This is a genomic window from Streptomyces sp. NBC_00885 (assembly GCF_045207475.1).
Classification (GTDB): Bacteria; Actinomycetota; Actinomycetes; order Streptomycetales; family Streptomycetaceae; genus Streptomyces.
In genome coordinates this window covers 4,744,446-4,762,993 of sequence record NZ_CP108796.1, presented here as the reverse complement: position 1 = coordinate 4,762,993, position 18,548 = coordinate 4,744,446, and the positions used below count along the sequence as shown (strand labels likewise).

19 protein-coding genes are annotated in these 18,548 nt (G+C 71.1%); 9 read left to right on the top strand and 10 right to left on the bottom strand.

Going from position 1 to position 18,548, the window contains the following annotated elements; all coding sequences use genetic code 11:
- The first annotated feature begins 25 nt into the window (after window positions 1-25).
- Genes OHA61_RS21650 through OHA61_RS21640 form a run of 3 tightly spaced genes read left to right on the top strand, consistent with a single transcriptional unit; the run spans window position 26 to window position 2,371 of the window.
- Window positions 26-1,174, top strand: a complete 1,149-nt coding sequence (locus tag OHA61_RS21650; protein WP_406304404.1) for a lipid-transfer protein — start codon at window positions 26-28, stop codon at window positions 1,172-1,174.
- Window position 1,175: 1 nt separating this feature from the next.
- On the top strand, window positions 1,176-1,601 hold the full coding sequence (locus OHA61_RS21645) for a Zn-ribbon domain-containing OB-fold protein (protein ID WP_406304403.1): 426 nt from the start codon (window positions 1,176-1,178) through the stop codon (window positions 1,599-1,601).
- Entirely contained in the window at window positions 1,598-2,371 is a 774-nt protein-coding gene (locus OHA61_RS21640; RefSeq protein ID WP_406304402.1) for an enoyl-CoA hydratase/isomerase family protein, read from the top strand. The genes OHA61_RS21645 and OHA61_RS21640 overlap by 4 nt, the downstream gene beginning before the upstream one ends.
- A 53-nt stretch (window positions 2,372-2,424) precedes the next feature.
- On the opposite strand, the gene OHA61_RS21635 is transcribed toward OHA61_RS21640, so the two are convergent.
- The 5 genes from OHA61_RS21635 to OHA61_RS21615 all read right to left on the bottom strand — a co-directional run bounded on the left by OHA61_RS21635 (window position 2,425) and on the right by OHA61_RS21615 (window position 7,434).
- The gene (locus OHA61_RS21635; RefSeq protein ID WP_406307416.1) at window positions 2,425-3,000 is read right to left on the bottom strand and encodes a hypothetical protein; all 576 of its coding nucleotides are present in this window, start codon (window positions 2,998-3,000) and stop codon (window positions 2,425-2,427) included.
- 71 nt (window positions 3,001-3,071) lie between these two features.
- Entirely contained in the window at window positions 3,072-3,527 is a 456-nt protein-coding gene (locus OHA61_RS21630; protein WP_406304401.1) for a hypothetical protein, read from the bottom strand.
- A 73-nt stretch (window positions 3,528-3,600) separates the two neighbouring features.
- Window positions 3,601-6,033, bottom strand: coding sequence for a PQQ-binding-like beta-propeller repeat protein (locus tag OHA61_RS21625; RefSeq protein WP_406304400.1), 2,433 nt, complete (start codon window positions 6,031-6,033; stop codon window positions 3,601-3,603).
- Between the two features lie 194 nt (window positions 6,034-6,227).
- Window positions 6,228-6,542 (bottom strand): hypothetical protein, encoded by a 315-nt coding sequence (locus OHA61_RS21620; RefSeq protein ID WP_361913913.1) that lies wholly within the window; start codon window positions 6,540-6,542, stop codon window positions 6,228-6,230.
- Between the two features lie 118 nt (window positions 6,543-6,660).
- The gene (locus OHA61_RS21615; protein ID WP_389371699.1) at window positions 6,661-7,434 is read right to left on the bottom strand and encodes a VOC family protein; all 774 of its coding nucleotides are present in this window, start codon (window positions 7,432-7,434) and stop codon (window positions 6,661-6,663) included.
- 286 nt (window positions 7,435-7,720) lie between these two features.
- Here OHA61_RS21615 and OHA61_RS21610 point away from each other — a divergent pair, with 286 nt between their 5' ends.
- Entirely contained in the window at window positions 7,721-8,368 is a 648-nt protein-coding gene (locus tag OHA61_RS21610) for a TetR family transcriptional regulator (protein WP_406304399.1), read from the top strand.
- A gap of 298 nt (window positions 8,369-8,666) precedes the next feature.
- On the opposite strand, the gene OHA61_RS21605 is transcribed toward OHA61_RS21610, so the two are convergent.
- Both OHA61_RS21605 and OHA61_RS21600 read right to left on the bottom strand, forming a co-directional pair.
- Window positions 8,667-9,836, bottom strand: a complete 1,170-nt coding sequence (locus OHA61_RS21605) for an acyl-CoA dehydrogenase family protein (protein ID WP_406304398.1) — start codon at window positions 9,834-9,836, stop codon at window positions 8,667-8,669.
- A gap of 91 nt (window positions 9,837-9,927) precedes the next feature.
- Window positions 9,928-10,299 carry an iron chaperone gene (locus OHA61_RS21600; RefSeq protein ID WP_406304397.1) on the bottom strand — a complete coding sequence of 124 codons (372 nt, stop codon included), beginning with the start codon at window positions 10,297-10,299 and terminating at the stop codon, window positions 9,928-9,930.
- A gap of 42 nt (window positions 10,300-10,341) precedes the next feature.
- Between OHA61_RS21600 and OHA61_RS21595 the strand changes: the two genes are divergently transcribed.
- Window positions 10,342-11,523 carry a thiolase C-terminal domain-containing protein gene (locus OHA61_RS21595; protein WP_406304396.1) on the top strand — a complete coding sequence of 394 codons (1,182 nt, stop codon included), beginning with the start codon at window positions 10,342-10,344 and terminating at the stop codon, window positions 11,521-11,523.
- Window positions 11,524-11,581: 58 nt separating this feature from the next.
- On the opposite strand, the gene OHA61_RS21590 is transcribed toward OHA61_RS21595, so the two are convergent.
- Window positions 11,582-12,160 (bottom strand): TetR family transcriptional regulator, encoded by a 579-nt coding sequence (locus OHA61_RS21590; RefSeq protein ID WP_324990579.1) that lies wholly within the window; start codon window positions 12,158-12,160, stop codon window positions 11,582-11,584.
- A gap of 55 nt (window positions 12,161-12,215) precedes the next feature.
- On the opposite strand from OHA61_RS21590, the gene OHA61_RS21585 reads away from it, so the two are divergent.
- Entirely contained in the window at window positions 12,216-12,908 is a 693-nt protein-coding gene (locus OHA61_RS21585) for a pyridoxal 5'-phosphate synthase (protein ID WP_406304395.1), read from the top strand.
- On the opposite strand, the gene OHA61_RS21580 is transcribed toward OHA61_RS21585, so the two are convergent.
- Together OHA61_RS21580 and OHA61_RS21575 are read right to left on the bottom strand one after the other, a co-directional pair.
- A complete protein-coding gene (locus tag OHA61_RS21580) occupies window positions 12,860-13,354 on the bottom strand; it encodes a Zn-ribbon domain-containing OB-fold protein (protein WP_406304394.1) in 495 nt (164 codons plus the stop codon). The two genes, OHA61_RS21585 and OHA61_RS21580, sit on opposite strands and share 49 nt — an antisense overlap.
- On the bottom strand, window positions 13,354-13,803 hold the full coding sequence (locus tag OHA61_RS21575) for a DoxX family protein (RefSeq protein WP_324990585.1): 450 nt from the start codon (window positions 13,801-13,803) through the stop codon (window positions 13,354-13,356). The genes OHA61_RS21580 and OHA61_RS21575 overlap by 1 nt, the downstream gene beginning before the upstream one ends.
- A 152-nt stretch (window positions 13,804-13,955) precedes the next feature.
- Between OHA61_RS21575 and OHA61_RS21570 the strand changes: the two genes are divergently transcribed.
- From OHA61_RS21570 to OHA61_RS21560, 3 genes are all read left to right on the top strand, one after another.
- On the top strand, window positions 13,956-15,107 hold the full coding sequence (locus tag OHA61_RS21570) for a flavin-containing monooxygenase (RefSeq protein WP_406304393.1): 1,152 nt from the start codon (window positions 13,956-13,958) through the stop codon (window positions 15,105-15,107).
- A 417-nt stretch (window positions 15,108-15,524) separates the two neighbouring features.
- Window positions 15,525-17,756, top strand: a complete 2,232-nt coding sequence (locus OHA61_RS21565; RefSeq protein ID WP_406307415.1) for an acetate--CoA ligase family protein — start codon at window positions 15,525-15,527, stop codon at window positions 17,754-17,756.
- Window positions 17,747-18,544 carry an enoyl-CoA hydratase/isomerase family protein gene (locus OHA61_RS21560; RefSeq protein WP_406304392.1) on the top strand — a complete coding sequence of 266 codons (798 nt, stop codon included), beginning with the start codon at window positions 17,747-17,749 and terminating at the stop codon, window positions 18,542-18,544. The genes OHA61_RS21565 and OHA61_RS21560 overlap by 10 nt, the downstream gene beginning before the upstream one ends.
- Window positions 18,545-18,548: the final 4 nt, after the last annotated feature.

Sequence of the window (18,548 nt, the reverse complement as noted above, 5' to 3'; positions counted from 1 at the left end):
TCAGATTAGCTGTACCCTCCCCCTCATGGCGAGCCTCAAGGACGCAGCCGCGATAGCCGGGATCGGACAGACCGCCTTCGCGAAACAACTCCCCGAATCCGAGAAGACCCTGGCCTGCCGGGCCATCCTCACCGCGCTCGACGATGCGGGGATCGCCCCGTCGGAGGTCGACGGCTTCGCCTCGTACACGATGGAGGAGACGGACGAGGTCGAGATCGCGAAGTCCGTCGGCGCCGGCGACGTGACCTTCTTCTCCAAGGCCGGCTACGGCGGCGGCGGTTCGTGCGCCACGATCGCCCATCTCGCCGGGGCGATCGCGACCGGACAGGCGAGCGTGGGGGTCGCCTGGCGGTCCCGCAAGAGGGGCTCGGGCCCCCGCCCGTGGAAGAACACCGCCATCCAGCTCCCCACCCCCGCGCAGTGGACCCGGCCCTTCGGGCTGCTGCGCCCCGCGGACGAGATCGGCATGCTCGCCCGGCGCTATATGCACGAGTACGGCGCCACCCGCGACCATCTCTTCAATGTCGCCCTGGCCTGCCGCAACCGCGCCAACCAGAATCCCGCCGCCATGATGTACGAACGGCCGCTGACCCGCGACATGTATATGACCTCGCGCTGGATCAGCGAGCCGCTCTGCCTCTTCGACAACTGCCTGGAGACGGACGGCGCGCTGGCCTGCGTCGTCGTCAGCGCCGAGCGCGCCCGCGACTGCCGCCGCAAACCGGTCTACGTCCACTCCGCCGCCCAGGGCCTGCCCGCCCAGCACCACGGCATGGTCAACTACTGGAACGACGACCCGCTCACCGGACCCGCCTGGACGGCCGCCCGCCAGCTGTGGAAGACCGCCGACTTCGGCCCGCAGGACGTGGACGTCGCCCAGATCTACGACGCCTTCACCCCGCTCATACCGCTCTCCCTGGAGGGCTACGGCTTCTGCGGCAGGGGCGAGGGCGCCGCCTTCACCGAGGGCGGCTCCCTGGAGATCGGCGGCCGGCTGCCGCTCAACACCGGCGGCGGCGGGCTCTCCGAGGCGTACGTCCACGGCTTCAACCTCATCAACGAGGGCGTGAAGCAGCTGCGCGGCACCTCCACCGCACAGGTGCCGGGCGCCGCGACCTGCCTGGTCACGGCGGGCGAGGGAGTGCCCACTTCGGCTGTTCTGCTGAGGAGTTGAGATGCTCACACCGGTTCTCGACGAGGACGGCGCACCGTTCTGGGAGTACGCCGCGCAGGGCGAGTTGCGCATCCAGAACTGCGCGGCATGCGGCGAGCTGCGCTTTCCGCCGCGGCCCTGCTGCCCGCACTGCGGGTCCTTCGACAGCGAGTGGCGCAGGATGAGCGGTCGCGGCCGCATCTGGTCCTACGTCGTGCCCCACCCGCCGCTGCTGCCCGCGTACGCGGCCCTGGCCCCCTACAACGCGGTCGTCGTCGAGCTGCTGGACGCGCCCCGGATCCGGCTGGTGGGCAATGTGGTCGCCGCGCCGGACGCCCCGCTGGGCTCCGTCGCCCCGGCCCGGCTGCGGATCGGCGCCGGGGTGAGGGTGGCGTTCACGCGCCTCGGCGACATCACCGTGCCGCGCTGGCTTCTGGAGCGGGCATGAGCATCCGCGTCGAGACGGAGAAGGAGACGGGCGTCGCGCTCGTCACGCTGGACCGGCCCGATAAGCACAACGCGATCGATCTGGGCATGGCGAGCCAACTGTCCGATGTGTGGAGGCAGTTCCGCTTCGACGACGCCGTACGGGCGGTGGTGGTCACGGGCGCGGGAGGCAAGGCCTTCTGCACCGGCATCGACCGCTCGGTGGACGTGCCGCAGCCCTCGTCCCCGTACTCGATCGACGATCCGCTGATCGCTGTCGGCCCGAAGGCGAACGACCTGTGGAAACCGGTGATCGCGGCGGTGGAGGGGATGGCGTGCGGCGGGGCGTTCTATCTGCTCGGCGAGAGCGAGTTCGTGGTGGCCTCGCGGGAGGCGACGTTCTTCGATCCGCACACGACGTACGGCATGGTCAGCGCGTACGAGACGATCTATCTGGCGCAGCGGATGCCGTACGGCGAGGTGGCGCGCATCGCGCTGATGGGGACGGCGGAACGGACGTCGGCGCAGCGGGCGTACGAGACGGGACTGGTGTCCGAACTCACCGAGCCCGGTGGGGCGTTGGACGCGGCGCTCGGCTGCGCCCGGACCATTGCGTCCTACCCGACGGGGGCGGTGCAGGGGACGGTCCGGGCGGTGTGGGCGGCGCGGGAGGGGGCGCGGGGGCAGGCGGTGGCGCATGCGCCGCAGTTGATTGCGCTGGGGAACGTGCCGCCGGAGCGGCAGGCGGAGCGCTTTGAGGGGCGGGGGCGGGGCGAGTACCGGCTGCGTTAGCTCGCGTGGGGGCTCCGCCCCGGACCCCGTATGCGACCTCGGGCCGCATGTCCTCAATCGCCGGCCCGGCTGAGCAGCTCGTCCGCCTCACACTTCGTCACCCGCGCAACCGACTTGGGGCTCTGCATCCTGACCTGCACCGTCCTGGTCTCGCCGCCGTCCAGCGTGACCTCGGTGTATCCGCGGTCGACGACATCGCCCGCGGCGTCCAGGAACACCACGTCGACCTCGTACCGGTGTGAGCCGCTCCCCTCCGCGACGACCTTCACCGTGGCGGACGTGTCGGCCTTGCGCTTGCCGCGGGCCTTTTTCACGCAGTCGACGACATACGCGCGCGCGGCGGCGGTGGCCGATCCCGTGGGTGTGGGAGTGGGCGAGGCGGTGTACGAGTCCGAGCCGGACGAGCCCGAGGACCCGGACGAGCTGTAGTCGTCATTGTCGTAGTCGCGGTAACCGCCGTTCGACTTCTTGGAGTTCGAGCAGCCACCACCACCGTCGCCCCCGCCGCTCCCCGACCTGCTCTTGCCGCCCCTGCCGCCCTTGCCGGTCGTGTGCGAACTCGAGAAGCCCGTCAGGGCGAGCATCACGACAACGAGTACGGCCGTGAGCTTTGCATGCCGGCGCACAATGGCCACCTTCCCCCAGTGCTGCGGTACTTGATGTACCTGACAACAGCGCGCGACACCGTAGCAGTCGCGAATCACCGAAGGATCAGGGGCTCGGTGTGATCCGACTCCGCGCTCGTACGGCCGCTCATCACCGCCGCGGCCACCAGCAGCAGTACGCCGCCGCCCACGGCCCAGGCGACCCCGTAGCCGAGACCCCCTCCCACGCCCCCGACGGTCAGGCTGCCCGCAGCCTGACCCTGGCGGACCATCCACAGGACCGTGAAGCCGAGCACGATCACCCCGGCGAGCGCGACCAGCAGCCGTGAGCGCAGCACGAGGCCGATCAGGGTCACGAGGGCCGCGAAGGCGAAGGGCAGCAGGATCGAGCCGAGCAGTTCGGCCCCGGTGTCCGAGATGCCGTTGAAAAGGTCCTGGATCCGGTAGTCGCGCCCGTGACGGCCGTCGTACCAGTCACGGAAGGGGCTCCATACGGCGGCCGTCGCTCCGATGAGGGCGAGGACCGAGCCGATGACGTTGCGGATCATCATCGGCCCTCCCTGCGCCGCTCTCGATCACGACGCTACGCCCGGACCGTGCCCCTCGCCATTGGGACGGCCCCTGTCATCCCGGCGTCCCGCGGCCGGTCGCAGTGCCCTTGACCGCGTCCAGCGCGTACACACAGCGGTCCTTGCTGCACGCGTACACGACACCGCTCTGCGCCACCGGGGAGCCGGTGATCTCGCCGCCCGTCGCGAGCTTCCAGCGCAGCTGTCCCCCGCTCGCGTCCAGGGTGTAGAGCACATGGTCCGCGGAGCCGAAGTGGACGCGGCCGTCCGCGACGACCGGTGCGCCGATGACCTCGCCGCCCGCGGCGAAGCGCCACATCGGGGTGCCCGTGACGGCGTCCAGGGTGTAGAGCGCGCTGCCGCTGCCGACATGGACGTTGCCGCCCGCGACCAGGACCGGCTCGATGGACTGGCGCGACTCGGTGGCGATGCGCCAGCGGTCCTTGCCGGTGGTGGCGTCCAGGGCGTACACCGTGCCGAGGTAGTCGGCGAGATACACGCCGCCGCCCGTCACCGCCGGGCCCGGTGCGAAGACCGGCGGCGAGAGGAAGACCGCGGGGGCCTCGAAGTGCCAGCGCACGAGCCCGTTGGCGATGTCGATGGCGAGGACTCGGGTGCCGGCCGCGACATAGACATAGCCGTCGGACGCGGGATGCACGCGGACCGGCACACCGCCGCAGGAGGCCGCGTCGCCGACGGGGTACGACCAGCGCTCGACGCCCGTACGGGTCTCCAGCGCGCGAAGCCTCGCGTCCTGCCACACGTACACCGTGTCGTCGAAGATCGCGGGCCCGGCCTCGGGGGTCTCGAAGTCGCTCTGCGCCCCGCTGGTCTCCCACAGCTTCTCGCCGCTGGAGGCCTCCCATGCCTGTACGCCGCCGCCGCGCGTCCCGGTGAGGACCGTGCCGCGGTCGACCTTGAGGGAGTACACCCACGCATCCGTCTGGAGCCGCCAGCGTTCGACGCCGCTCGCGGCGTCGAGGGCGTACAGCGAGGGACCGTCGGAGGCGTGGATACGGCCCCCGGCGACGGCCATCGCCCAGGCCACGTCCTTGGTCTTGAACTGGCGGCGGCCGCTGGCCACGTCCAGCGCGTGCACCTCGAAGGAGGTGACGTACAGCAGCCCCCCGGACACGACGGGGGTGCCCCAGACGTCGTTCGACATCCGAAAACGCCACGGCCGCCAGTGTCCGGCGGCACCGTCCTGGGCTGAGGCGGGCGGTGCGGCCGGGGCCGGGTCGGGGGCCGGTGCGGGTGCGGGGACGGTGCTGGTGGCCGCCTCGGCCCCGTTCAGCCCGACGGGCGGGCGGACCCAGCCGGTCGCGGGACCGGCCTCGGCGACCGCGCTGCGGCCCGCGTCGAAGGCCCGGGGGCCGGGGCCGATCGCGACCTTGGAACCGGGCAGCCGCACGGGCCCGGCGGCCGCGGGCACGGGAGCCGGGGCCCCGACGGGAGACTGCGCGGCCTGTCCCGTACGCGGGTCGCTGCCGCCGCGCCAGGCGGAGTCCCAGTCGGCGCCCTGACGGGGCGGAGGTGCTTGCGGCACCGGCGGGGCGGGCTCGGCGGGGCGCTGGGCGGGGGCCGGGGGTGTGGGCCGTCCGCCGCGGCGATGCTCGATCATCGCGGTGGCCCGCGAGGGCAGCCAGGCGGACGCGGTCCCGCTGTCGTCGCTGCCGGAGGAGAAGAGATGGGGGGCGAGCTGTGCCTGCAGATCCTCGGGGGTGGGGCGCCGCCCGGCCTCCATCTGCATACAGGACTCGATCAGCGGCCTCAGCTCGTCGGGCAGGCCCTGAAGGTCCGGGCCCTCGCGCAGCAGCATGAAGACGGTCTCGACCGGGTTCGCGCCGTGGAAGGGCGCATGCCCGGTCGCGGCGAAGACGAGCGTGGAGCCGAGCGAGAACACATCGCTCGCGCCGGTCACGCTACGGGAGTCGCGCGCCTGCTCCGGCGACATGTACGCGGGTGTGCCCACGGCGACATTGGTCATGGTCAGCCGGGTGTTGGAGACGCCGGACGCGATACCGAAGTCGATGACGCGCGGCCCGTCCTCCACGACCAGGACGTTCGAGGGCTTGAGGTCGCGGTGGACGAGGCCCGCGCCGTGGATGGACTGCAGCGCTTCGGCGATCCCGGCCGCGAGCCAGCGGACCGCCTGGGCCGGCATCGGCCCGCACTCATTCACTATTTCTTCGAGGGAGGGGGCAGGCACATACGCGGTGGCCAGCCAGGGCACGGCCGCCCGTGGATCGGCGTCCACGACGGCTGCCGTGTAGAAGCCGCTGACGGCCCGTGCCGCCTCCACCTCACGGGTGAAGCGGACGCGGAACAGCTGGTCCTCGGCGAGTTCGGTACGCACCGTCTTGATCGCCACCCTGCGACCGGACGCCGACCGGGCGAGATACACCAGTCCCATGCCGCCGGCACCGAGCCGGCCCAGCACCTCGAACGGACCGATCCGTCTCGGGTCATGCTGCGTCAGCTGCTCCATCACTTGCCTGCCACCTCCCCGTACGGGCCCCATAAGAAATGGAGCCCGTCACCTACGGCCCCGTGCAGCGTCTCACCACCGAGCCCTCAGCGGTGCGCACCCTGATTCTTCCTGTCGAAGGCGACGGTTGCGAACCCGGGGGCGGATCGGGGTGTCTCACCCGTATTCGGGCACGGATCGGGGCCCGAGATGGTTCAGCCGCGCGCCTCCAGGCGTCCGGTGGCCCGCAGGGAGCCTGCGCACGAGATCGAGTCGCTGCCGTCACCCGTGTGCCAGGCCCCGTACAGGGTGGTGACGCGGACCGGCCACTTCGGGTTGCTCACGTCGTCGCAGTCGACGACGAGACGCCAGGTGTAGGAGGAGCCGCTATAGCAATTGGCGTAGGCGTTGCTGCCGCTTCCGGCGAGGTTGCAGGGCAGGCGGGCGGCGGAGGCGGGGGTCGCGGTGAGCAGTCCGGCGGCGACGGCGGCGCAGGCGGCGAGGCCGAGCGCGGTTCGGGTACGGAACACGGGGGTCCTTTCCTGACGTGGGGGACCCCACTATGGATCAGCAGCCGGGCTTAGGTCTAGACCACCGCACCGGCTCAACTCCCTTAATTTCAGGCCGCTTTCAGGTTGCCGGTTGCCGTCAGGCGGCCTTCGGTTCGGCGAGCACGGCGAAGGTCGCGCCCTGATTGTCGGAGAGCACGGCGATACGCCCGTAGGGAATGTCGAAGGGCGGGGCCTGGATGCGCCCGCCGAGGCGGGTGACGGCCGCGACGGTGTCGTCGCAGTCCTCGACGCTGAAGTAGATGAGGAAGTGGCCGGGCATCTCGGCCGGGAAGGCATCGGTGATCACGCTGCGGCCGCCGATCGCGGTGTCCTCGCCGGGCTCGGCACCGGCGGGCGACCACATACGGAAGTCGACGGAGGAGTCGGGCAGGTCCGTCCCCCCGAAGCCGAAGACCGACTCGTAGAAAGCGTCGACCCGCTCCGGGTCCCGGGTGTACACCTCGGCCCAGCAGAAGGATCCGGGCTCGCCCTGCTTCTCGAAGCCGTCTCTGTCACCCGACTGCCAGAGCCCGAAGACGGCCCCGCCGGGGTCCGCGGCGACGCTGGCCGTGCCGGATGTCCCGACCGGCTGGCGGTCGCTGATCACCTGACCACCGGCGTCCCTGATCTTCCGGCCCAGCGTGCCGGCGTCGGCGGTGGCGAAATAGACGCCCCAGACGGTCGGCATCCGGCCGTCGGTCTTGGGCACGAGTGCCGCGACGAGCTTGCCGTCACTGAAGGCGTCGGCCTGCGGGCCGTCGCCCTCGCGGAATGTCCAGCCGAACAGCTCACCGTAGAAGCGCTTGCCCGCCTCGACATCGGGGAGCGCTGCGTCCACCCAGCACGGCGTGCCCTCTGGGAATGCGGCCATGGACCTGGTTCCTTCCCTGCGCGGGATATGGGGGTACCTCCCACGGCCGCCAGGCCGTAGGGGGAGGGTGTGGCACCCGTCACACTCAAGCTAACGGCGCCCGCCGCGGGCCGCAGGGCATCGAATCGAACATTTGCCTTATTGTCCGGACAATACGGCATGCAAGCGGCCCAGAATTGTTGAGTTGTCCACGGAAGTTGTCCACAGGCTGTTGATAAGACTAGTGATGCACCCCATTTGCAGTCGGCCGAATCGCGCGCCGATCACCCCTCGGTAAGCTGACGGCATGACAGGACAAGTACGCACCGTCGACGGCCGCGTGGCCGGACGACGCGGACAGGCAACGCGGCAGAAGCTGCTCGACTGCCTCAGCGAGATGCTCAGCTCCTCGCCGTACCGGGACGTCAAAGTCATCGACGTGGCCCGGAAGGCGGGCACGTCCCCCGCGACCTTCTACCAGTACTTCCCCGACGTCGAGGGCGCGGTCCTCGAGATCGCCGAGGAAATGGCCAAGGAAGGCGCCGGATTGACCGAACTCGTCTCCGGCCGCTCCTGGGTCGGCAAGGCGGGCTGGCAGACGTCGGAGGAACTGGTCGAGGGCTTCCTCGACTTCTGGCGGCGCCACGACGCGATCCTCCGGGTGGTGGATCTGGGGGCCGCGGAGGGGGACAAGCGGTTCTACAAGATCCGCATGAAGATCCTCAACTCCGTCACCAACTCTCTTACGGACTCGGTGAAGGACCTCCAGTCCAGGGGCAAGGTCGACAAGGACGTCAGCCCGGCGGCGATGGCCGGATCGCTGGTGGCGATGCTGGCGGCGGTGGCGTCGCACCAGAAGGGGTTCACGACCTGGGGTGTGAAACAGGCGGAACTGAAGCCGAATCTGGCGCTGTTGGTGCACCTGGGTATCACGGGCAAGAAGCCGACGAGGTAGCTGCGCTACCTGCACCGAGTCCTGTCACGCCGACGGCGGTCCCTGCCTTGGGGGGCGCCGTCGGCTTTTTTGTCCCCTACCCGCCCCTTCCCGAACCAGGGGCTCCGCCCCCGGACCCCCGCGCCTCAAACGCCGGCGGGGCTGATTGTGCGGCCCTGCCGCGCATCTCAGCCCGTCCGGCGTTTGAGGACATGCGGCCGAAGGTCGCATACCGGGGGTCTGGGGGCTTGCCCCGAGTTCGGGAAGGGGCGGGTCGGGGAACAGCCCCGCGCAGCGGCACCCCGCACCCGTCACCCCCTCACCGCGCCGCGAACAGCCCCGCCCGTTCCGCCGCATGCGCGCGCAACCGGTGGACCGGCCCGAAGAGCAACTCGTCGGAGGCCGCCCGTTTGAAGTAGAGGTGCGCCTCGTGTTCCCAGGTGAAGCCGACGCCTCCGTGCAGCTGGATCGCCTCGCCCGTCACCACCCGCAGCGCCTGAAGGCACTGGGCCAGTGCCAGCCCGCCCTCGGCCGGGTCCCAGGCCGCGTAGTACGCCGCCGAGCGTGCCGCCTGGACGCGTACGTACAGGTCGGCGAGCCGGTGCTTGACCGCCTGGAAGGAGCCGATCGCCCGGCCGAACTGCTCGCGGGCGCGGACGTACTCCACCGTCCGGTCCAGCGCGCTCGCCGCCGCGCCGACCGCCTCCGCCGCGAGCAGGGTCGCCGCCCCGGCCCCCACGGCCGCCAGCGCCCCCGGCACATCCGCCGCATCGTCCTCGCCCAGCAGCCGGGCGGGGCAGTCGCGCAGTTCGATGCGCGCCTGCGGCCGTGTCTCGTCCAGCGAGGTCTGCCGGGTGCGCGACAGGCCCGCCGCATCCGCCCGGACCAGGAACAGGAGGGTTCGGCTGCGGGCGTACCCTCCGGTGTGCGCGGCGACCAGCAGCAGTCCGGCGCTGCGCCCGTCGAGTACCTGCCCGGCCTCCCCGTACAGCAGCCACTCCCCACGGTCCCCGGGCCGTGCCTGTATGCCACCGGCCCGGCCGCCGCCCGCCCACTGTCCCGAGGCGTTGTCCCCGCTGAGGGCGAGCGCGAGCGCCAGGCCCTCGCCGGGCACGGCGAATGCGCAGGTCAGCGAGCCGTCCGCGATACGCGGCAGCAGTTCGCCCCGCTGCTCGGGCGTCCCGAGCGCGGCGATCAGCGGCGCCCCGAGCCCCGCCGTGGCCAGCAGCGGTGAGGGCAGCAGCGCCCGGCCGGTCTCCTCGCAGGCGAGCGCGAGTTCGGTGAGGCCGCAGCCCACGCCTCCGTACGACTCGGGCAGCGCGAGGCCCGGCAGGCCGAGCTGTTCGGACAACTGCGCCCACAGCTGCGGGTCGTACCCGGCACAGGTGCGGACAGCGGCCTTGACCTCGTCCGGGCCCGACCGTTTGGCCAGCAGCTCACGCAGGGTGCGACGGATCTCGTCCTGCTCCGCGGTGAAGGCGGTGTCCATGGGGTCCCCTCCGTATCTGACGGCGCGTCATGTTAGGACGGGAGGATCCAGATGCACAGAGGCGCGGACACAGCGGTACGAGGACGAGAGTTCAGCAGGCCTCACCCGGTGCCGCCGCGGTAGCCCGCAGCAGATCCCGCACCAGGTCGTAGTCGATCTTCTCGGTCCGCCGGAACCGCAGGCACCCCTTGCCCATGTCCTGGTCCGCCAGCCGCTCCTCGAAGCCTTCCCGGATGTCCGGGCGCATCAGATAGAAGGAGATGTACTGCTTCTGGTTGGCGAAGGAGATCTCAGGCTCACCCTCCTTGGGGCGATAGCAGGGCATGCCCCACGCCATCACTTCCTCGTAACCACGAAGCTCCGTGCGGCACAGCTCCCGGATCCTCACCAGCGCCGTGAGACGGTCCGGCTCCACCACCTCGGCGAGGTAGCCGTCGACGTCTTCCGCAGTGCTTCTGGGCATACGCTCCACGCCGTCCGAGTTATCTGATGTACCGTCAGATTCATGCCTTCCACCCCGCGAGCTCCGCGCAAGGTAGCCATCGTCGGCATATCCCTCTCGGACTGCGGGCGTATCGATGGTCCCACGCCCTACGCCCTGCACGCCCAGGCCGCGCGCCGGGCACTGTCCGACTCGGGACTCGAACGCTCCGTCATCGACGGCTTCGGCTCGGCCGGCCTCGGCACCCTCGCCCCGGTCGAGGTCGCCGAATATCTGGGCCTGAAACCACGCTGGGTGGACTCGACCGCCGTGGGCGGCGCCACCTGGGAGGTCATGGCGGCGCACGCGGCCGACGCGATCGCGGCCGGTCACGCCAATGCCGTACTCCTCGTCTACGGATCGACCGCCCGCGCCGACATCAAGGCGCGCCGGCGCACCTCCAACCTCTCCTTCGGCGCGCGCGGACCGCTCCAGTTCGAGGTCCCGTACGGGCACACGCTCATCGCCAAGTACGCGATGGCCGCCCGCCGCCATATGCACGAGTACGGCACGACGCTGGAGCAGCTGGCCTCGGTGGCCGTCCAGGCACGGGCGAACGCCGCGGGCAATCCGGACGCGATGTTCCGCGAGCCGATCACCGTCGACGAGGTGCTGGACGGGCCGGTGATCGCGGACCCGTTCACCAAGCTGCACTGCTGCATCCGCAGCGACGGCGGCTGCGCGGTGCTGCTGGCGGCCGAGGAGTACGTGCCGGACACGGCGAAGGATCCGGTGTGGATCCTCGGCACCGGCGAGTACGTCTCGCACACCACGATGTCGGAATGGGAGGACTTCACCGTCTCCCCGGCGGCGGTGAGCGGACGCCTCGCCTTCGAGCGCGCGGGCGTCACCCCCGCCGACATCGACATCGCCGAGATCTATGACGCCTTCACCTATATGACCCTCGTGACGCTGGAGGACCTGGGCTTCTGCGCCAAGGGCGAGGGCGGCCCGTTCGTCGAGAAGGGCCGCATCGGGCGCGGCGGCGAGCTGCCGGTGAACACCGACGGCGGTGGCCTCTCCGCCTGCCATCCGGGGATGCGAGGGCTGTTTCTGCTGGTCGAGGCGGTACGGCAGCTTCGGGGCGAGGCGGGCGGCCATCAGGTGCGGCGGCGGGACGGAGGACCGCCGCGACTGGCGGTGGCATCCGGTACGGGCGGCTGGTTCTGCTCGTCCGGAACGGTGGTGCTCGGCCGGGACCGATGAGTACCGCGTGTACGAGGGCTGACGCCCGCCCGGCCCGCCGGCTTCCGCCGAGGACGGCTTACTCGTCCGGCGGCAGCAGTCGCTCGACCAGGGCCGTGATGAGATCGCCCGCCTGCTCCTTCGGGAACACGTCGGGCAGCGTGAGGCGCTCCACCACCAGCCAGTTGGTCGCCAGATAGATCATCCTGACCGCGTCGGCGTCACCGGGGAGACCGGACGCCAGGTGGGCCTCGACATTCGCCTCGACGTCCTCGCTGACGCGCTCGGTGAGCACCGCCCGCAGTTCGGGGCGGCGGGTGGCCTCCAGGCGCAGTTCGAGCAGGGCGAGATATCCGGTGCGGAACGCGGTGACCCGCTCCACCACCTCGCGCACCAGCTCCGCGGTCCGTGCGCGCGTGGTCGGGCCGTGCAGCATGGCCCGCATCGTCGCGTCGTCCGGGCGCATCCGCTCGTAGATGCGGCCGCCGGCCTGGTTGAGGAGATCGTCGCGGTTGGTGAAGTAGTTGGACGCGGTGCCCTGGGGTACGTCGGCCTCCGCGTCGACGGCCCGGAAGGTGAGGCCGCGGGCGCCCTCGCGGGCGAGCACCTCTATGGACGCGTCCACCAGTGCAGCGCGCCTGGCCAGGTTCTGCCGCATGCGTGTTCCTTCCGCTTGGCTGACCACTCTAGACGGAGTGGTGTTGACTGGCCGCATGGACGGTATGGACGGTATGGATCACAGCGACAACGATCAGAAGGCCTTCCGTACGCTGCTGCACGCGCAGCGGGTATGGGACACCGAGCTTCCCGGGTTCGACCCGGCCACCGCGCCCGGTACACCGCTGCCGCTGTTCCACCGGTGGTTCGCCGAGGCCGTGGCCGCCGGTCAGGCCGAGCCGCACACCCTGACGCTGGCGACCGTGGACGAGCAGGGGATTCCCGACGTACGGACGCTGATGCTGCACGACGCGGACGAGCGCGGCTGGCACTTCGCCTCCCACGCCACCAGCGCGAAGGGCCGGCAGCTGGCCGCGAACCCCGAGGCCGCCCTGGGCTTCTACTGGGCGACACAGGGCCGCCAGATCCGGATCCGCGGACGGGTGACTGCGGGCAGCTCGACGGAGAGCCGGGCCGATCTGCACGCCCGCTCGACGGGCGCGCTGGCCGCCGCGCTCACCGGCCGTCAGAGTGAGGTACTCGACTCCCAGGACGAGTTGGAGTACGCCTCGCGGGCCGCATGGGACCGGGCCCGGAGGGACCCGGACGCGACTGTGCCGACCTGGACGCTCTATGTGCTGGGGGCGTACGAGGTGGAGTTCTTCCAGGGGGACGGGCAGCGGCGGCACGTCCGGCTGCGCTACCGGCGCGAAGAGGATTCCTGGGTGAGGGAGTTGCTCTGGCCCTGACCCGCCGGCCGGAACACCGGTACCGCCACGCCGTCCCCCTCCGTGGCTGCCGTGGCTGCCGTGGCTGCCGTGGCTGCCGTACGGAAGGTGACCTCAAGCTCCATGCCGATCAGCAGCTCCGCCTCCGGGCACCCGACGATCTCGGTCATCATCCGCGGACCTTCGGCGAGATCGACGACCGCGGCCGTGTATGGGACGCGCTCGCCGAACGGCGGCAGGTCATTGCGGTGTACGACCGACCACGTGTAGAGCGTGGCGCGGCCGCTCGCCCGCTCCCAGTCGACGTCCTCGCTCCAGCAGTACGGGCAGAACTCCCGCGGATAGTGATGCGCCTTCGCGCAGGCGCGGCAGCGGCGGATCAGCAGCAGCCCCTCTGTGGCCGCGTCCCAGAAGGGCCGGGTGAAGTCGTCGGCCTCGGGCAGGTCGAAGCGGGGTGCCGCGGGCATCAGAAGAGTCCGATCGCGCTGTCGAGGGACCAGGTCTGCCAGGACATGGCGAAGAGGGCGACGAAGGATATGAGCGCCATCATGGCGTTCTGCCCCTGTTCGGCCCAGTCGTGGATCATCAGGACCAGATAGATCAGATTGAGGAGCAGGCCGCCGACGAGGGCGATCGGGGTGAGGAAGCCGACGATCAGACCGAGGCCGAGGGCGAGTTCGGCGTAGACGACGATGTACGCCATCGCCCTGGGGCGGGGCTCGACCACCTTCGCGAAGCCGTTCTTCACCACGGGCCATTTGTGCTTGCCCGCGACGCCGGCCGCCCAGGCTATGCCGGTGCCGCGCTCGAACCAGCCCTTCTTGTCCTTGTGACGCCAGCTCTCCAGCCACCACAGGCCGAGACCGATACGGAGTACGGCGACCCATTCGGCGCCGGTGAGCCAGACGGTCTCCATCCCGGACTCCCTCTCTCTGATTTCTGACGGCATGTCAGTTCAGCGGACGCGGGGGCGTGTGCGCAAGAGGTGTGCGGGGCGTGATCAATTCGCAACCGATTCCCGTCTTGACTGAGACCCATCAAGTAATCGCGCGATTACGCTCACGGTTCATGGCCGACGAAAAGGACATCACGCTCACCAACGACCGGCCCGTGTACGTCATAGGCGGCGGCCCGGGCGGTCTCGCGGCAGCGGCTGCACTGCGGGAGCGGGGCGTACGAGCGGTGGTGCTGGAGAAGTCCGAGTCCGTGGGTGCGTCCTGGCGCCGCCACTACGACCGGCTGCACCTGCACACCACCCGGCGGCTCTCCGGGCTGCCCGGGCTCGCGATGCCGCGGTCGTTCGGGCGCTGGGTCTCCCGCGACAACGTGATCCGCTACCTGGAGAAGTACGCGGAGTTCCACGAGCTGGAGATCGTGACGGGCGTCGAGGTCTCCCGTATCGAGCAGTCCGGCGCCGACTGGCTTCTCCATGCGACCGGCGGCCGGCAGCTGACCGGACGGGCCGTGGTGGTGGCCACCGGCTTCAACCACACCCCGCGGCTGCCCGACTGGCCGGGCCGCGAGGCGTACACCGGTGAACTGCTGCACGCGCGCGAGTACCGCAACGCCGCGCCGTACGCGGGCAAGGACGTGCTGGTCGTCGGCGTCGGCAACACGGGCGCGGAGATAGCCGTCGACCTGGTGGAGGGCGGAGCCGCCCGGGTGCGCATCGCCGTGCGGACGATCCCGCACATCGTCCGCCGCTCGACCGCGGGCTGGCCCGCCCAGCGCACCGGCATCCTGGTCCGCCGACTGCCGGTCCGCGCCGTGGACCGGGCGGGCGAGATCATGTGCCGGATCGCCGTGCCCGACCTCGCGGAACAGGGCCTGCCGCGCCCGGACACGGGCCTGTACTCCCGCGTCAAGGAAGGCGCGATCCCGGTCCAGGACGTGGGCCTGATCGACGCGGTACGCACCGGGAAGGTCGAACCGGTCGCGGCACTCGACTCCTTCGACGCCGACAAGGCGGTCCTCGCGGACGGCACCCGGATCTCCCCCGACGTCGTGATCGCGGCGACGGGCTACCGGCGGGCACTGGAGGGCCTGGTCGGTCACCTCGGCGTGCTCGACGAGCGGGGCCGACCGGTGGCGCACGGGGGCAGGTCGCCGGGGACGGCGCCGGGGCTGTACTTCACGGGGTTCACGAACCCGATCAGCGGGATGTTCCGCGAGATGAGTCTGGACGCGCGCCGGATCGCGCGAGCGGTGGCGCGGGGCTGAGCCGCACCCGGGGGCGCTGCCCCCGGACCCCCGCGCCTCAATCGCCGGCGAGGCTGAGTATTCAGCCCGTCCGGCGTTTGAGGACATGCGGCCGAAGGTCGCATACAGGGGCCTGGGGGCCTGCCCCCAGTTCGGGATGGGGGTACCTCCCACGGCCGCCAAGCCGTAGGGGGAGGGCGGGTAGGGGAACAAGCCCGCCGCAGGCGCACCGCCCGCACCCCGCACCCCCGCAGGGAAGGTCGGCTGAATCGAACCGTCTCCCGCGCACCGAGCGCGGGTATGGAATCCCCCGGAGCCGGACCCCGAACCGCCGCCCGCCTCCAGGCTTTGCCCGCAGGAGTGTTCCTGACTGGTCGTCAGGTCTGTAATCTGACTATGCGTCAGTTCAATGCCAACGAGCAGGAGCGGGGCACAGCGATGCTTGGATCTACTCACGGCACCCTCACCTCCGACCTCCGCGCACGTGTGGTGGCCTGCGGGGAACAGCCCCGCAACGCCGTCCATGACACGGCCGCCATCACCGCGGTGGACGGCGATCTGGACGTCAGCGGGCGGCCGTTGTACGCGTCCGTGCCCGATCTGGACCGCTTCTTCCGGCCCGCGTCCGTCGCCGTCGTCGGGGCCTCCGACGCCGAGGGGCGGCCCAATACCGGTATCACCCGGCAGCTCGTCGACTGGGCCAGGCGCGTCGGCGCGCGGCTGTATCCCGTGCATCCCTCCCGGGAGAGCGTCTTCGGACTGCGCTGCGTTCCCTGCGTCGCCGAGCTGCCCGAGCAGGTCGATCTCGCCGTACTGCTGGTCGGCGATCCGCTGCCGGTCATCGAGGAACTGGCCGAGGCCAAGGTGAAGTTCGCCGTCGCCTTCGCATCCGGCTATGCCGAGACCGGCCAGGAGGGCGCGGCGGCGCAGACGCGGCTGGCGGCCGCGGTGGAGCGGTCGGGGCTCCGGCTGCTCGGGCCCAACACCAATCTCAACGCCTTCGAGAAGTTCCGAGAGGACCTTCAAGGACCGGCGATCGCGCTGATCACCCAGTCGGGGCACCAGGGACGGCCCGTCTTCGCCCTGCAGGAGCTCGGCATACGGCTCTCCCACTGGGCGCCCACCGGCAACGAGGCCGATCTGGAGACCGCCGACTTCATCTCGTACTTCGCCGAGCGGCCCGAGGTCGGGGCCATCGCCTGCTACGTGGAGGGCATCAAGGACGGCCGCTCCTTCCTGCTCGCCGCCGACCGGGCCGCGCGGCGCGGGGTCCCGGTCGTCGCGGTCAAGGTCGGGCGGACCGAGGCCGGGGCACGGATGGCCGCCTCGCACACCGGCAAGCTGACCGGCGCGGACCAGGTGGTCGACGCGGCGATGCGGCAGTTCGGGGTGATCCGGGTGGACGGGCTCGACGAACTCCAGGACACCGCCGCGCTGTTGGCGCGGGCGCGCAGGCCGGTGGCCGACGGGGTCGTCGTCTATTCGATCTCCGGCGGCACGGGCGCGCACTTCTCGGACCTGGCGACGGCGGCCGGGCTGGAGCTCCCGCGGCTCTCCGAGGCCAAGCAGGCCGAACTGCACACCTGGATACCGGAGTATCTGAGCGTCGCGAACCCCGTCGACAACGGCGGGCACCCGGTCGGCGACTGGCGCGGGCGCAGAATCATCGACGCGATACTCGACGACCCGTCCGTCGGGGTCCTGATCTGTCCCATCACCGGCCCGTTCCCGCCGATGAGCGACAAGCTGGCCCAGGACCTGGTGGATGCCGCGGAGGCCACGGACAAGCTGGTGTGCGTGGTGTGGGGGTCGCCGGTGGGTACGGAGGCGGCGTACCGCGAGACGCTGCTCGGGTCCTCGCGCCTCGCCACGTTCCGTACCTTCGGCAACTGCATCACGGCCGTCCGCGCCTATCTGGACCACCACCGCTTCACCACCGGCTACCTCTCGCCCTTCGACGAGGCGCCGCGCACCCCGTCCCCCTCCTTCCGCAAGGCGCAGGCACTGATGCGCCCGGGCAAGCAGCTGAGCGAGCACGCGGCGAAGTCGCTGCTGCGGGCGTACGGCATCCGCGTGCCGCGCGAACAGCTGGTTACCAGCGCGGCGGCGGCGGTCCGGGCCGCGGGCCTGGTCGGCTACCCCGTCGTCATGAAGGCGTCCGGAACGCAGCTCGCCCACAAGACCGAACTGGGCCTGGTCAAGGTCGGGCTGACCTCGGCCAGCCAGGTGCGTGACGCCTACCGCGAGCTGACCGACATCGCGCGCTACGAGGACGTGGACCTGGACGGGATCCTGGTCTGCCAGATGGTCGAGCGGGGCGTCGAGATGGTCGTCGGCGTGACCCAGGACGCGCTGTTCGGACCGACGGTGACGGTGGGCCTGGGCGGCGTGCTGGTCGAGGTCCTGCACGACGCGGCCGTACGCGTCCCTCCCTTCGGCGAGGACCAGGCACGCGCGATGCTCGGCGAACTGCGCGGGCGTGCCCTGCTGGAGGGGGTCAGGGGCGGGCCGCCGGTGGATGTGGACGCGCTGGTGGAAGTCGTGCTGCGTATCCAGCGGATGGCCCTCGAACTGGGCGACGAACTGTCCGAGCTGGACATCAACCCCTTGATGGTGCTGCCGCGCGGGCAGGGCGCGGTGGCACTGGACGCGCTGGCGGTGTGCCGGTGAGCGGCGATGTGCTCCACCGCGCGGAGGGCGGCGTCCGGTGGATCACCCTCAACCGCCCCGAGGCGATGAACGCCGTCACCCCGGACCAGCGGGAGCGAATCATCGAGCTGCTGGACGCCGCGTCCGCCGACCCGGAGGTCCGGGCTGTCGTGATCACCGCCACCGGCAAGGGTTTCTGCGCGGGCGCGGATCTGCGCGGCACTGCGCAGACCGGCCGCGAACGGGTGGCCGGGGACGTCGCGCGGACGATACGGCTGGGGGCGCAGCGGCTGATCGGTGCGGTACTGGACTGCGAGAAGCCCGTGATCGCCGCGGTGAACGGCACCGCCGCCGGCATCGGCGCGCATCTGGCCCTCGCTTGCGACCTGGTCCTGGCTGCCGAAACCGCCAAGTTCATCGAGGTGTTCGTACGCCGCGGCCTCGTCCCGGACGGCGGCGGGGCGTATCTGCTGCCCCGGCTGATCGGGCCGCAGCGCACGAAGGAGCTGATGTTCTTCGGCGACGCGCTCCCGGCGGCCGAGGCGGAACGGATCGGCCTGGTCAACCGGGTAGTCGCCGCAGAGGACTTGGAGAAGACGGCCCGCGAGTGGGCGGACCGCCTGGCGACCGGACCGACGCGGGCCCTGGCGCTCACCAAGCAACTGGTGAACGCGTCGCTGGAGTCGGACCTGGCCACGGCCTTCGCCGCCGAGGCGGCGGCGCAGGAGATCAATATGACGACGAGGGACGCGAACGAGGGCGTGGCGAGCTTCGTGGAACGCCGGACTCCGCGGTACCGGGGGCTGTAGTCAG

Coding starts and splice junctions, on each gene's coding strand:
- OHA61_RS21615 (WP_389371699.1), bottom strand. CDS start 7,434: ATGGCCGCATTCCCAGAGGGCACGCCGTGCTGGGTGGACGCAGCGCTC.
- OHA61_RS21585 (WP_406304395.1), top strand. CDS start 12,216: ATGGACGGTATGGACGGTATGGATCACAGCGACAACGATCAGAAGGCC.
- OHA61_RS21650 (WP_406304404.1), top strand. CDS start 26: ATGGCGAGCCTCAAGGACGCAGCCGCGATAGCCGGGATCGGACAGACC.
- OHA61_RS21595 (WP_406304396.1), top strand. CDS start 10,342: ATGCCTTCCACCCCGCGAGCTCCGCGCAAGGTAGCCATCGTCGGCATA.
- OHA61_RS21605 (WP_406304398.1), bottom strand. CDS start 9,836: ATGGACACCGCCTTCACCGCGGAGCAGGACGAGATCCGTCGCACCCTG.
- OHA61_RS21645 (WP_406304403.1), top strand. CDS start 1,176: ATGCTCACACCGGTTCTCGACGAGGACGGCGCACCGTTCTGGGAGTAC.
- OHA61_RS21625 (WP_406304400.1), bottom strand. CDS start 6,033: ATGGAGCAGCTGACGCAGCATGACCCGAGACGGATCGGTCCGTTCGAG.
- OHA61_RS21580 (WP_406304394.1), bottom strand. CDS start 13,354: ATGCCCGCGGCACCCCGCTTCGACCTGCCCGAGGCCGACGACTTCACC.
- OHA61_RS21575 (WP_324990585.1), bottom strand. CDS start 13,803: ATGGAGACCGTCTGGCTCACCGGCGCCGAATGGGTCGCCGTACTCCGT.
- OHA61_RS21590 (WP_324990579.1), bottom strand. CDS start 12,160: ATGCGGCAGAACCTGGCCAGGCGCGCTGCACTGGTGGACGCGTCCATA.
- OHA61_RS21600 (WP_406304397.1), bottom strand. CDS start 10,299: ATGCCCAGAAGCACTGCGGAAGACGTCGACGGCTACCTCGCCGAGGTG.
- OHA61_RS21640 (WP_406304402.1), top strand. CDS start 1,598: ATGAGCATCCGCGTCGAGACGGAGAAGGAGACGGGCGTCGCGCTCGTC.
- OHA61_RS21630 (WP_406304401.1), bottom strand. CDS start 3,527: ATGATGATCCGCAACGTCATCGGCTCGGTCCTCGCCCTCATCGGAGCG.
- OHA61_RS21565 (WP_406307415.1), top strand. CDS start 15,525: ATGCTTGGATCTACTCACGGCACCCTCACCTCCGACCTCCGCGCACGT.
- OHA61_RS21570 (WP_406304393.1), top strand. CDS start 13,956: ATGGCCGACGAAAAGGACATCACGCTCACCAACGACCGGCCCGTGTAC.
- OHA61_RS21610 (WP_406304399.1), top strand. CDS start 7,721: ATGACAGGACAAGTACGCACCGTCGACGGCCGCGTGGCCGGACGACGC.